6 protein-coding genes and 1 pseudogene are annotated in these 14,443 nt (G+C 65.2%); 6 read left to right on the top strand and 1 reads right to left on the bottom strand.

Annotated features, from left to right (window positions below; genetic code table 11):
• Positions 1 to 394: 394 nt before the first annotated feature.
• The 6 genes and pseudogenes from ACFVTX_RS15960 to ACFVTX_RS15935 all read left to right on the top strand — a co-directional run bounded on the left by ACFVTX_RS15960 (position 395) and on the right by ACFVTX_RS15935 (position 13,133).
• Positions 395 to 3,460, top strand: a complete 3,066-nt coding sequence (locus ACFVTX_RS15960) for a LamG domain-containing protein (protein ID WP_386901815.1) — start codon at positions 395 to 397, stop codon at positions 3,458 to 3,460.
• 41 nt (positions 3,461 to 3,501) lie between these two features.
• Positions 3,502 to 9,873, top strand: coding sequence for an RHS repeat-associated core domain-containing protein (locus tag ACFVTX_RS15955; RefSeq protein ID WP_386901813.1), 6,372 nt, complete (start codon positions 3,502 to 3,504; stop codon positions 9,871 to 9,873).
• Positions 9,874 to 9,878: 5 nt separating this feature from the next.
• Positions 9,879 to 10,247, top strand: coding sequence for a hypothetical protein (locus ACFVTX_RS15950; RefSeq protein ID WP_386901811.1), 369 nt, complete (start codon positions 9,879 to 9,881; stop codon positions 10,245 to 10,247).
• 396 nt (positions 10,248 to 10,643) lie between these two features.
• Positions 10,644 to 11,021, top strand: a complete 378-nt coding sequence (locus tag ACFVTX_RS15945) for a hypothetical protein (protein WP_386901809.1) — start codon at positions 10,644 to 10,646, stop codon at positions 11,019 to 11,021.
• Between the two features lie 34 nt (positions 11,022 to 11,055).
• Positions 11,056 to 11,962: pseudogene (locus tag ACFVTX_RS15940) on the top strand (IS5 family transposase).
• Positions 11,963 to 12,935: 973 nt separating this feature from the next.
• The gene (locus ACFVTX_RS15935; RefSeq protein WP_386901807.1) at positions 12,936 to 13,133 is read left to right on the top strand and encodes a hypothetical protein; all 198 of its coding nucleotides are present in this window, start codon (positions 12,936 to 12,938) and stop codon (positions 13,131 to 13,133) included.
• 218 nt (positions 13,134 to 13,351) lie between these two features.
• Here ACFVTX_RS15935 and ACFVTX_RS15930 read toward each other — a convergent pair whose 3' ends face one another.
• The gene (locus ACFVTX_RS15930; protein ID WP_386901805.1) at positions 13,352 to 14,326 is read right to left on the bottom strand and encodes an epimerase; all 975 of its coding nucleotides are present in this window, start codon (positions 14,324 to 14,326) and stop codon (positions 13,352 to 13,354) included.
• Positions 14,327 to 14,443: the final 117 nt, after the last annotated feature.

Here is a 14,443-nt window from a genome sequence, read left to right as displayed (position 1 = left end):
CCCTGCGGTCCCGTCACACGTCGAACGTCTACCACGCCGACGGAAACCGCATCATCCGCACCGACGCGAACGGCAGCACCGTGTACGACGCCGGGTCGTTCTCCAGTGGGGCCGTTGCAGTCGAGCGCTACCGAACAACTCTTGGGTCGTTACCGATTCGATGCCTACGGCGGAAGGCGAGCATCTTTCAGTCGGCTGTCATAGTCGCAGGTCAGAGCGAATTCTGTCCCTCGCGATGATGCCCCTTCGTGGTCACTACCCCCGTTTGGGGGACATTGCACTTCGGGTTCTGGACTGTATGTTCGTCGCACTAGTCACGCTTCTTCGACCCGAACCCTTCACGGTGGCCCTACCGCCGAGTTCATGACGCTGCGCGTGGTTGCGTTTTCGCGTCGTGTCGACGCTGGTGTCTTCGGAGGTTGGTGTGGGGTCGTGGCTGGTTGCACGGTGGCGTGTCGTGGTTCTGGTATCGGCGGTGGTTATCCTCGGGCTGGTCGCGACAATTGCGGTCGTGGTGCCGGCGCTGAACTCCTCAGATGAAGCCGGCGCCGAGGGATTCGATTGCTCGCAGCTGGAGGAGTCTTCGTTCGATGCGGCGGCACCGAAGGCGATGGCGTGCGAGGTCGACGTTGAGGTAACTGGTGAGCGGACGCCGTGGTCGACGACCTGGGCGACTTCGGAGGGTCCCATACGTCTTGAGCAGTCCGTGTCTCCGAGCCGGACCTCGGTGACTGGCGAATGGACCGACATCGATACCACGCTTGAGGTCGATGCCGAGACGGGCGTCGTGTCACCGATAGCGCCCGTGTTCGAGATTGAGCTGAACGGCGGAACCGGGCGGCCACTCGGAGCGATCACGCGTGAGGGGAAACGGATTGAGGTCGGCTCCCCGGTTCGGTTGCCGGTGCCGGACATCGTCGATGGGCGGGCCACCTATCGGATCGCGGACGGTGTGCGGTTGATCGTGACGGTGAACGAGGACGGCACGGGCTTTTTCCCCGTGTTCGAGCTTGCGACGCCCGAGGCAGCCGGGACGCTGAGTTCGCTGCTCTCGGCGCAGAGGGCTGCTGCTGGTGGCTTGCCTGCTGGGGGGAACAACGCGCTGCAGTTGGTGTTTCCTGTATCGATGCCGTCCGGTCTTCACCTCGAGGCCGATGGCAATGCGGCGAACGTGGTCGACGAGCTGGGTGAGACCCATTTCGTGGTGCCGCCCCCGGTGATGTGGGACTCGGCTGCAGCCGAGCGGCGCGGCCCCGAGCTGCTTGAAGTTAGGGCGGCGACGGGGGCGATCGGTGCGGTCGATGACCGTCTTGCGGCGCCGTTGCCTGGCGATCGGGTCTCGCAGATGGCTCTTCACGTGGAATCCGCCTCGGTTGCCGTTGACCCGGATGAGGCGATGTTGACGGCCCCGGAGACGGTGTGGCCGGTGTATCTCGACCCCGGGTTCAACGGGAAGCCTGCGGCGGATTGGATTGCGGTTCGCACGGGCGGGTACACGGGGTCGTTGTACAACTGGGGGGACATCAGCTCGACGATGCGGGGTGAGGGCGCCGGGTATTGCAGCAGCACCGCTTCGTGCAACACCCAGTTCACGCAGCGACTGATCTGGGAGTTCGACGGGCTGGACGCGGTGCGCGGCATGGTCGGCTCGGACGTCATTAGCGCCTCGTTCACCGTCAATGGTGAGCATTCGTATTCATGCGCGGCCACGACGACCGACATGCACGTGCTGCTGGAAGGCGTCTCGGCAGGACAGACCTGGGGTTCGCACAATTGGCACCAGTGGACGCTGTACAGCTCGCGCACCGAGGCTCATAGCGCGAGTTGCGGGAATCAGGGGTACCGGTCGTTCGATGCCACGTCGGCGGTGAAGCATCTCGCGGAGTATGACTGGTCGACACTTCCTCTTGGGTTGAAGGCACGGGACGAGTCGACGATGACGGGGTGGAAGCGGTTTCGACATGACGCGACCTTGTCAGTGTCGTACAACCGGCCGCCGAACGCGCCGTCGTCGTTGAAGATCACGAATCCTGATTCGCCGTCGTGTGTGACTGGTGGCGGACGGCCGTTCATCAACTCGACGACGCCGACGTTGTCCGCGATCGTGTCCGATCCTGACGGGCAGATCGTCAACTCGAGGTTCAAGCTGGTGTCGACGGCTGCGCCGTCGACCCTGTTGTGGGACGAGGCCGCGGCGGAGTGGGAAGCAGCGTCTGGGACCCGGTTCCATTCGACGCTGCGGTCGGGCGTCTTGTCGCACGGTGGGACGTATGCCTGGCGGGTGCAGGCGGGGGATTGGGCGCTGTTGTCGCCGTTCTCAGCTTGGTGCGAGTTCACGGTCGACACGGAGAAACCGAACCCACCGACGGTGACTGCGGTCACGTCGGGCCCGAATATCCAAGCCGTTTACGAGCCGAATCGAGAGCGGGGCGGAAAGGGATTGAAGGGCAAGTTCAGGATCGGCCCGAATGGGTCGAGCGATGTTGTCGCGTTCCGCGTGTCGTTCGGCGACCCGAACGCGTTGACCTCGACCACGGTCGCGGCTGGCGCTTCCTTTGATGTTGAGCACATCCCGGCTCGGTCGGGTCCGATGACCTTGTACGTGGAGTCCGTGGACCGGGCCGGCAACGTCTCGCCGACTCGGACGACGTACCAGTTCGAGGTGGCATCCCCGGTCGAAGATGTGATCTGGAAACTTGATGAGGGCAGTGGATCGAGCTCCGCAGACCGCGGCCCGAAAGGCGCGGACCCGCTGACCATCGCGGGCGCGGGCTGGGTTGCTGGACCGCATCAACTGTTCGGTTCTCGCACGGACGATATGGCGCTGAAGTTCGATGGGGTGAATGATGCCGCCCTCGGGGGTGGTCCGGTGGTGGACACGTCGAAGTCGTTCACGGTGTCGGCGCATGTCCGGTTGGCGGACTCGAAACTCGGGCTGGGGAACTACACGGTGCTCTCTCAGGACGGGGTGACCCAGTCCGGGTTCCGGCTCGGGTACCGGGCGAACTGTGGCGGAGGGACGGGTTGCTGGTCGTTCGGAATGCCCGACACGAGCTCGGGCGCGAGCATCACTGCAGCGAGCTCGAGCGGTGAGGTGACGGCTGGCGAGTGGGTGCATCTGGTGGGTGTGCATGACGCGACTGCGAAGACGGTGCGGCTGTGGGTGTGCGAGGTCGGCACTCCGGACGCATCGGCGACAGGTGAACCGGTGGCAACGGCCCCGGTGACACGCGCTGGTACGGCCTGGCAAGCGTCGGGCGTATTCGCGGTCGGTCGAGGCCAGAACGCTGATGCGGGCGGGGACTGGTGGCCGGGTGAGATCGACAACGTGCGGGTATTCTCCGGGCAGGTTGCCGATGACTCGAAGCTGCGTCGGCTGTGTCAGGGCGCCGAGGTGGAGAACTTCGGGCAGGGTGCTGCCGCATTCGATGCGGTCGATCCGACAGTGCGCGAACAATGATCCGGGTCGAACGAAGCGGCGGGCTTCGCAGGAGTGGATGGATGAACACGAACGGGGTCCGAGTGCGCGAGCGGCTGATGTTGACGATGGCCGGCGGTCTGGTCGTGCTTTTGGGCATGGACACGGGCCTGCTCGGTGCGGCGTGGTCATCAGCAGCGCAGGCCGCCTCGTCTGGGGTGATCGACGAGACACGTGCCGAAAATCTCGCCGTGGCCGGTGCGGCGCTCGGACTGGAGGGAGCGGCATCGTCGGTCCCGCTCTTGGGCGACGGAGCGGATCCGGACCAGCCGGCGGTTCCGCTGGCGTTGCCGACGGATCTGCCGGCCGCAGCGGAGGCAACCGTGGACCTGAGTGCGACGCAGGCGATGGGGGCCGGAGTCCCAGTTGAGCTTGGTGGGATGGTGGTCACGGTTGCGCCGGTCGAGGGTACGTCGTCGCCGGAGCGGGTGGCGCTGAAGCTCCTCGATCAAGCAGCCGCCGAGCAGGTGGGCGTGACCGGGGTGCTGCTCGAGGTGTCTGACGTTTCCGAGGCGCCTGCGACCGGTGAGCAGGCGGTCGAGCTGTCGGTCGCGTACGACGGGTTCGCCGGGATCGGTGGCGGGGACTGGGCGTCCCGGCTGCAGGCGGTGTGGGTACCGGACTGCGAGACCACGGCGGCGGCCACCCCGGATTGTCGCCCGACGCCGTTGCAGAGTTCGCACGACGAGGCCGCGCAAACGGTGACCGTCACCGTCCCCGTGGACCCGGCCGCATCCGGCGGGGGCGCGGCGCCGGCGATGCTGCGTACCACGACGACCTCCACGGGTTCGTCTGGTGGGGCGGTCGGGATCACGTCCGGCGTTGCCGGGCCGCTCGGTGACTGGTCGGCAACACCGCTGGCGTTGTCCTCGACGTGGGGCACTTCGGGTGCTACAGGGTCGTTCACGTGGGCGTATCCGATGCGGGTACCGCAGGTGCCGGCCGGGCCATCCCCGGAGCTGTCGTTGTCGTACTCGTCCGCGGTTTCGGACGGGCGGATCGCGTCGACGAATAACCAGTCCGGGCCGATCGGCGAGGGTTTTGACATCGGCGCGAGCTTCATCGAACGCAGCTACAAGTCCTGCGCCGACGATGAGACCGGCGGAGCGAACAACGTGGACATGTCCGCACCCGACCTTTGTTGGGGCCCCGAGAACGCCACTCTCTCGCTGAGCGGCAGCGGGACCGAGCTGGTCAAGGACCAGGCCGCCGGCATCTGGTACCCGAAGCGGGACGACGGTACTCGGATCGAGCACCTCACCAGTGGTGGTGCGAAGGGTGAGTACTGGAAGGTCACCACAACCGATGGCACCCAGTACTTCTTCGGTAGGGACACCGACGCGTCCTCGGCATGGACGGTGCCGGTCTACGGCAACCACCCGGGTGAACCCGGCCACGCGGCCGGATTCAAGGAATCCTCCAGCGAGCAGGTGTGGCGGTGGAACCTCGACCACGTGGTCGACCCGTCCGGCAACACGGCGTCGTACTTCTACACGAAGGAATCCAACCAGTACCGGCCGTTCTACGGTGATGCGGCCGTCTCCTATGTTGCGGGCGGGTACCTGAACCGGGTCGAGTACGGTACCCACACGGACGACGGGGTCGCCCAGGCGCCGGCGAAGGTGGAGTTCACGCACACCCCGCGCTGCATCACAGATCTGGCGGTGCCGAACTCGTGGTGCACGGCCGGGCAGGCCGCGACCACGGCGAACCATTGGCCGGACACGCCGGTCGACCTGATCTGCGAGACCACCGCGGGGTGCGAGACGTTCGCGCCGACCTTCTTCAACCGCACCCGGCTGGCGAAGATCACCACCCACGCGAGTGACGGGTCCGGATACCAGCCGGTGGACTCGTGGGTGCTGTCGCAGCGGTTTGTACCGCAGGGCGACGGCATCGGGCTGACGTTCGCGACCGGGATCATGCTGCGCCTCGAGGCGGTCACCCACACCGGAAACGGCGGGCCCAAGCAGGATGTGACGTTGCCTGCGGTGACGTTCGACTACACCGCGTTGAAGAACCGGGTCGAAGTCGCGGACACCGGCGCAGACGCGCTCTACCGGCACCGGGTCACGTCCGTGCGGACCGAGTCCGGCGGGCGGATCAGCGTGAACTACGCGACCCGGTGCGTGGACGGGCTGGCCGCGGACCCGGCCGTGAATACTGACCTGTGTTTCCCGGTGAGATGGCACCAGCCGGGCGAGCCGAATCCACGAACGGACTACTTCTACAAGTACGTTGTCAGCACGGTTGTCGAAGGTCACACCAGCTTGGAGCCCTCCGGGCCGGAGCTGATCACCGGGTCGGTCGCGGTGACCACCCGGTACGACTACGGTCAGGCGGCATGGAAGTGGGTGAAAGCCGATTCCCCGTTGATCGATGACGCCGACAAGACGTTCTCCGAGTTCCGCGGCGCGAAGCAGATCACCACGACCACGGGCGACCCGAGCACCGGGCAGACCAAGACGGTCACCAGTTACTACCGCGGCACCGGCGAAACATTGACAAGCACGATCGCAAGTATCGGCACGGTGGTTGACCGTGATCGTCTCGCGGGCGAGGTGTTCACTTCCATCCAGTACAACGGTGACGTCAAGGTGTCCGAGGCAGTGACCCGGTTCGGTGACCCGGTCATTGTCGCGACCAGTGCACTGGATGCGGCGTTCACCGCGACCCGGATTCCGTCGCGGACCGTCGACGCAGTCACTTACAACGCGGCCGGGACCTCGGCCGCGCATGCCACCAAGACCACGACAACGTTCAACGCGTTCAGCCAGCCGACCGCCGTCGATGACCGCGGCGACACCAGTACCGCGGCGGACAACCTGTGCACGACCACCACGTACGCACACGAAACCGATACGACCCTCACCGGCAAACACCTGATCGCACTCCCCGCCGTGGTCGAGACGGTCGCGAAGGCGTGCGACCAGCAGCCGGACCGGCCGACCGATGTGGTGTCCGCGTCGAAGATCACCTACGACGCGGCCGGTCGACCGACCAAGACCGAGACCCTGGACCCGCAGGACGGCGACGGGTACATCCAGACCTCGACTGTGAACTACGACACCCGCGGCCGGGTCACCGAAACCCGGGACGCCGCCGGGCAGGCGACCGTCACCGGGTACACCCACTCCGCCGGTGGCCTGGTTACCGAGACGACCACGACGAACCCGCTCGGGCATGCCACGACGACCCGCATCGACCCGATCCTCGGCGTCCCGGTCGCGTCCATGGACGCGAACGGACGCACCACCACCGGCGTCCACGACGCGCTCGGCCGGCTCACGAAGGTCACCTACCCGCAGCACAAGGACGCCCAGTTCCCGTCCGTGGAGTACGAGTACACCGTCCAGCCGAACGGGCTGAATGCCGTCGTCACGAAGACGATCTCGGCAAATGGGAAGCGCCAACACTCAAGCGCGATGCTGTACGACGCACTGATGCGCCCGTTCCAGACCCAGCAGGAAGGACGCGGCACCGGAAACCAAGGTGCCGGGCAGGGGCGGATGGTGGCGCACACCATCTACGACTCCGCCGGGCGGGTCGTGAAGCAGACCGAGCCCTGGTGGGTGCAAGGTACCGTGTCCGCGATCCCGGAAACGCCGCCGGCGGACACGTCCGGGCACACCACGTTCGAGTACGACGGTGCGGGCCGGCAGACCGCGCAGGTCTTCTGGGTCGGCACCGACTCCAACCCCGCCCACGAGAAGTGGCGCACCACCACGCACTACGACGGGGCGACCACACTGCAGATCCCGCCGATGGGTGGCATCCCGACCGCGACCACGGTCGACGCCCGCGGCCACACCACCACGCTGACGCAGTACCCGCGCGACCCCGACACCGATAGCGCGGCGGTCACCGCCGCACTGGTGCTCGCGCTGCCGAACCCCACTACCACGACCTACACGTACGACCCCGCCGGGCGGCTGACCGGCATGACCGACCCCGCAGCGAATGAGTGGTCGTACCGATACGACTGGGCCGGACGGCAGATCACCGCATCCGACCCCGACGCAGGCGACTCGAGCACGAGCTTCGACCTCCTCGGCCGCGTCCAAACCCGCACGAACGGGAACGGTCAGACCCTCGGTTACACCTACGACGCTCTCGGCCGCACCACCAGCGTCCGTGACGGTTCCCCGACCGGGACCGTCCGCGCCGCCTGGGAGTACGACACCGTGCTGAAGGGCGTCCTTACCAAGGCCACCCGTATCGTCGACGGCCAGTCGTATGTCACCCGCACGGACGGCTGGGACCTCGCATACCGGCCCGTCCAGACCTCCCTCGAGTTGCCGAACACGGGCGCGTTCACAAACCTGCAGACCCGCACGCTCAGCACCCGCTACGAATACGCCGTCGACGGGCAAACCACGAAACTCACGCACCCCGCCGTGGTCGACTCGGACGGGAAGACGATCCTCGGCGCTGAGGCCGTGACCACGGTGTATGACCCAGCGTCATCGATGCCGTCATGGATGAGTGGCGGGTTCGGGTGGGGCACCTACGTTGCCGCGTCCCGGTTCGCCGCCGACAGCCGCCCCCTGCTCACCGACCTTGGCAACACCTATGGGGCGGTCGTGTCCTACCGGTACGAGGACGGCACGAAACGGCTGTCCGGGATCAGCCTGGACCGGGAACGCATCAACGGCACCGAGCTGCACCTCGCCTACGCCTACGACCCGGCCGGGAACGTCACCAGCATCACGGATGCCCCGACCAACGCCCCACTGTCGGGCGCCGCGTTCCAGGACAACCAGTGCTTCAACTACGACGGCCTCGCACGCCTGCAGACCGCATGGACCGCCGGTAACGGCGACTGCACCCAAACCCCCTCCGCAGGCGCGATGGGCGGGGCAGCACCGTACTGGACGAACTACACCTACGACATCCTCGGCAACCGCACCAAACAAACCACCACCAATGCAAGCGGCACCGCGACGACCACCACGTACGCGCATGGTGCGGGCGCGGCGGGACCGCACGCAGTCACGACCGCGACCACGGCAGGCACGCCCACAACGTACGAGTACGACGCGGCCGGCAACCGCACCAGCGTCGCTGCCGGCGGCGTGACCACCGGCAGCACATGGGATGCCGAGGGTGAACTCACCACCGTAGGCGACACGTCGAGCGTGTACGACGCCGACGGGAACCGCATCGTCCGTGCCGACGCGAACGGCACCACAGTGTATGCCGGCGGGCAAGAGATCCACATAGCGACCGACGGCACAGTTAAGGCCACCCGGTACTACTCGTTCGCGGGCAAGACCGTCGCGGTCCGCACCGACCGGGGCCTCGGCAACGGCGTCACCTCGCTCATCGCCGATCACCACGGAACTCCGATTGCGGCGATCCCGAACGGCGGCCACCCTGCCAAGACCGCAATCAACCGCCTCTACACCAACCCCTTCGGCGCCACCCGCGGCCAATCCGACGCTGCAACCATTCCGGGGGACGCCCAGTTCCTCGGTAAGACACGCGATGCAACCACCGGGCTCACACAGGTCGGTGCTCGCTACTACGACGAGGCGGCCGGTGGATTTGTAAGCGTCGATCCGCTGCTTGACCTAGCCGATCCACAACAGAGGAACGCGTATGCGTACGCGAACGGCAACCCGGTGAGCCGAGCAGATCCCAGTGGTTTGCGTGTCAGCGACGTGAATAGCAATTCCCGGACGTCCTGGATCACGAATGCGCATCAGGCGGAGGCGGTCGCCGCGGACCAGGCCCGAGTCACCAACGCATACAAGGCGGCCCGGAGCCTCAAGACGGACATCGTGCCATACGTAACGCCATCGAATCCATGCGTCGCAACCGACACCTGCTACGCCCCGGACCTGAGCAATCTCAGGGAAATGGCCCACGGGTCGTTGGACGTCATCGGCCTGATTCCCGGAGTTGGTGAATTCGCCGACGGAGCGAACGCGCTGTGGTGCCTATCTGAGGGGGACTACTTCTGCGCAAGTCTCAGCGCAGCCGCCATGATTCCGTTCGCCGGTTGGGGCGCCACCGCTGGCAAGGGAGCAAAGGCTGTCAACGAGATATCGTCGGCCGCGGAGGCAGGGACGCCCTTGTATCGAGGTCTTGCGGAAGGTCATCATGCTTTTGACGACGCATTGAAAGGCGAAGCCTGGCCGGGTGACATCATTGGGCATTCTGACGGCACTATGCATGCTCGCGGCTGGACCGAGGACAGCGCTCTCACAAGCTGGACAACGGACCGTTCGATTGCGGAAGGCTTTGCGCGCAGCGGCCCGACAGGCAGTGGGGTAATTCTTCGAACTAACCTAGAAGAACAGATGCATCGAGTGATACCAGGTCCAGATGATCTTGGAGAGTCGGAAGTCCTACTCCGAGGCCTCGTGCGTTGCGCAGTGGAGCGATGCTGATGACAATGGGAGAAATTGAGGTCGCGCATCTGGTCGGACTTCTCGAGGCACGGCATGACGCTGCGAGCCTGCGTGCCGTTGAGCTTGCGCGGCGACTGCCGTCCGACCGGCGTATCGTGGTCGCGATCCAACCAGCGGATTCCACGAGGGACACTTTCGAATTCAAATATCGAATGGCGGCGGAGCGTGGTGCAAAAGTCGATGGCCTTACGGACGTGTCGGCCGCATTGGAGGCTTTGGGTCCGGTACCTGTTGCAGGTTGCGTGTTGCAGGGCAAAGCGGACTTCGTGCTCGTCTTCCTGAGCCAGAGTCTCAACACCATCATCGGATCGATTGGGGTGGATCCGCGGCCCATCAAGTCGCACGATCGCTGACAATGGTTCCCGTACCACTTGAACGGGACCGCTGAATGCCGGGTTGCCATTTGATAAGTTGTGCGGCGCTCTGTGATTGTGCAACCTGACAAGGGTGCGAGTGTCGACGGAGAAGGCTTGTTCTTCGGGCTCAAGTTTCGGGTCGATTTGGGAGCGAGTCATGAGGCTAGATCGGCTCGACGGCATCGGGTCAGCGCAGTATGTCGAGCTGCACCAGCTCAGCGAGCTCAACCGGCATCCGTGGAGCGTCTGGCCATGACGATTCGAACAGGAAGGATCCGATTTCTTTCGCCTGCTGCGGGTGGGCGCGCTTTTGGTCCCCCCTAGGGCGTGTTGCTAAAGGTGATGGAGTGCCAGTGCACGTCTGGCGGCGATCGAGCGCTCGATACTGTGCTTGTGCATGACTACACCGAGTTGCCGGCCTTGACGCACTTCGTGCTCGAGGAGAGTTGGGTGCGGGAGGTGCAGGCCTCGCCGGGCATTCTCGTATTCAAGCTCGACCTGACGTTCGCGGCGAGTCATCCTGAGCTGCAGCCGCCGCCGGCAGGCGAGATGCATTACGGCCGCGAAGGCGAGATCCGCTTCACCGGAGTGAGCACACTGAACTGGATGGGGCAGGGCGCCAAGCCTGCAATCGACGCGAACAATGAAACCGACTGGGGGGCGATCGACACGTTCACCTGGAATGGCACGACCTACCACCTTTCGGGTGACTTCGGTGACATTCGTGTGGACGCCGCGGCACTTGAAGTGGCGCTGACAGGCGACGCTTAGGGCGTGTTACCAAACCGGTTTCGGCGGCTCGTGGGTGAGTCTTGAACGCGTGTCTCGTGATCTGATCTCTGACGAGGTGTGGGCCAAGATCGGCCCGTTGTTCCCGTCGCCGAAGGCGACGGGGCGGCCGCCAGTCGATGCCCGCACCGTTATCGAGGCCGCTGCGTGGCGATTCCGCACCGGCGCGCCGTGGCGGGACATCCCGGAGCGATTCGGGAACTGGAACACGCTGTACAGGAACTTCAACCGGTGGTCGCACGCCGGGGTCTGGGCGAGCGTGCTCGAGTGTGTGCAGGCCGACGCGCACCAATCCGGCGAACTGGACTGGGTGACCTCGATCGACTCGACAATCGTGCGCGTGCATCAGCACGGCGCGACCCTCACCCGGGCCACAGGGGGCGGGATCGAACTACAAGAAGTTCGGTCCGGAGCCGCCTGATCACGCGATCGGCCGCTCCCGCGGCGGCCTGACGACGAAGAACCACCTGGTCTGCGACGGCAAGGGCCGGGCTCTGGCGTTCGTGCTCACCGGCGGTCAGGTCGCCGACACCAGCTTGCTGATCGAGACGCTCTCGCAGATCCGCGTGCCCGGCGCCGAAGGCCAGCCGCGGACCCGCCCGGACCGGGTGATCGCGGACAAGGGCTACCCGTCCAAGGCGAACCGGGCCTGGCTCCGCGCGCACCGCATCGCGGCCACGATCCCCGAGCGCGACGATCAGATCGCGCACCGTCGGAAGAGGCCCGGCCGGCCGATCGACTTCGGTGACGAGCAACGCGCCCGCTACCGAGGTCGGAACGTCGTCGAACGCTGCTTCAACGAGCTCAAGAAGTGGCGCGGCATCGCGATGCGCTCAGACAAGACCGCCCGGAGCTACCACTCCGCACTCTGCCTCGCCGCGACTCTCGCATGGCTCAAGGCACGGTTTAGCAACACTGCCTAGGGCCTACCTACGTCACAACCGCGGTCCTAGTTCCAGCGGGCACGGCTGAACCGGACGGATGGCCTTGGACGGGCGGGCAGTTCAGCGTGGTGATTGGACTTGGAGCGCGGCTCACCGACGGGTGGGCCGAAGCCTCGATCCATGAGCTCATTGCTGATGCACCGGGCTCGGAAGTGCTGGAAACTGCCGCTGAGCTCGTAATTCTTGAGGGGCCGCGAGAAGTGGCCAGGCTCGTGCTGGATCCAGAGGTGCGCTGAGCTGAGGTGGGCTGGAGATCGAATCGCACTTGATGCGTGCACGTTTATTGGTTGTTTATCGATTCGATCCCGATCGAGGCGAGTCGAGTCGAGTCGAGGCTACTTCGATAGACTGATCGCAGGTTCGACGGGAAGAACCTGATCAGCTCAAGATCATTCGAGGTAGTGCGAGGTGTTCTACCGGGGGAGTGGCACCGGGTCTAGGCCATCGGTCACGGGTTCAAGTCCCGTCCGCCCTACTCTGTAATTGCTGATCAGCCGACAGATTCGTGGGTGTTCGGAGCGCGGCGACCGATGCTAATCGATGGTCGTCGCGGCGATTCAACCCTCTCCGAGCTAACGCCTATACGGGTGCCTTTACGACAAATCACGCAGGAGGTTAGCTGGGTTGAGCGCATCGATTTCTAGTCGCCAGGCGCGGAGGACCCGTACCCTCTCCGAGAACCATTGGTATCAGGATGAGTGAAGGTCTTCGCCGCCGTAGGGCCAGCCAGACACGCGCTATCGTCGTTGCGATTCTGGTGCTGTGCGGGGTCATAGTGGTGGTCGGCCTAGTAGCGCTTCGCGCAGACGGGCCAGTTCAAACTGCGCAGGTAGTTGGAGTGTGGAAAAGCGACGAGAACGACGGGTTCATTGCTCTTCAGAAGGATGGGAGTGCTGAACTAACGGGCGTAGTCCTTCGGCATCGGCCGTTCGCGACAGATGAAGTCCGCACAGTGTCGATCGACGACGGCGAGGGCACCTGGTACATCGGTGGCACAATGATGGATCAGGTCACCGTGCTGCTTGACTCTGAGTATGAAGGTGTGAGCAGTATCACGCTGTTCGCCCGTCGCCCGTTCTTCGGGGATCTGTACATGGAATCAATCGGAAACATTGATGCATCAGGCACTGAGCAGATCTTTCGAAGGTAGAGGCCCGCGGTCCAGGTGTCCCGAGCGGTATTGAGGTCGCGGTATCAGCGTTTGCGAGAATTCCCCGGTCATTTCGGGATCGATCAAGCAAGACCTGCGTCCGGGCGACGGGGGAGGAGTGCTGGACTTGGGGTGAGTCGCGGGTGCTTGGATCCTTTCGCGTTTGTCGAGCGTTTACTCGATCTGCGATTACGGTGCGCGCCGCGGAGGCATCCCCTTCAACGGACAGGGACGCTCTTGATTGCGGCCTTCAAGTCGGGGTACTCGAAGGTGTAGCCGGCCTCGACGAGAGCGGCCGGCAGCACCCACCGGCTCTTGAGAACGAGTTCCGGTTCGGTCCGGAGTGCCCACATCGCTGGCTCGAGCATCCACCTCCAGGCTGGGAGCCCGACGGGCGCGCCGACGCTTTCGCGGAGGGCCCGCATCAGCGTCCGGTTGTCGCTCGGGTTCGGGCTCGCGAGGTTCACGGGTCCTGAGAGGTCATCGTGGTCGCGGATGAACCTGATGGCGCTGATGACGTCGTCGAGGTGGATCCAGCTGAACTTCTGCCGCCCCCGGGTGCGATGCCATTCCGCCCGGCCCGCACCGGTCGGCGATGGCCCGATGCCCCGGTAACGCCTGTGCGGGAACCACGGGCTGTCGATCTGCGGACCGCCGAGTCCGAGGCGGGCGAGCGTCACCAGCGACCGCGTCGCCGGGCCGTCACCCAGCACGATGGCCATGCGGAGCGCGACACGGCGGGTGCGGGGCAGCTCACCGGCGAAGAACTCCTGCTCCCAGTTGCGCGCCACGTCAACGGAGAATCCCTCCCCGATCTCGCCGTCGGCTTCGGTGTTCGGGCGGTCCATGCTGTGCCGGTAGATCGTCGCGGTAGAAGCGTTCAGCCACAGCGCCGGTGGCGCCTCAGCACTTCGAACCGCTTCCCGGAGTGCGCCGGTGGTGTCCACCCTGGACCGGAGAATCTCGTTTCGATTCACGTCGGTATAGCGGCAGTTCACTGACTTGCCGGCCATGTTCACGAGCACCGACGACCCCTCGACAGTATCGGCGATCGCGGCGGAATCGCTCCACGTGACTTCGCCGGTTCGTCCGATCCGCCGCACGACGTACCCGTCGTCGACGAGAGATCGAACGAGCTCAGCCCCGATGAACCCGCTCGCTCCCGCGACCACGGCAACCGGCGTCTGTGACATATGACTCCCATTCGCTCCAGCGACCTCGCCAGCGTACTGAATCGACTGGGGGACTCGCCGAACGGTGCAACCGGTCCAGGCCGCCCGGACACCACCTGTTCCGGGTCGAGCGCACGC

The organism is Agromyces sp. NPDC058136 (assembly GCF_042884375.1).
GTDB lineage: Bacteria > Actinomycetota > Actinomycetes > Actinomycetales > Microbacteriaceae > Agromyces.
The sequence above is the reverse complement of the archived record's forward strand: the minus strand, read 5'-3'. Positions and strand labels throughout refer to the sequence as shown.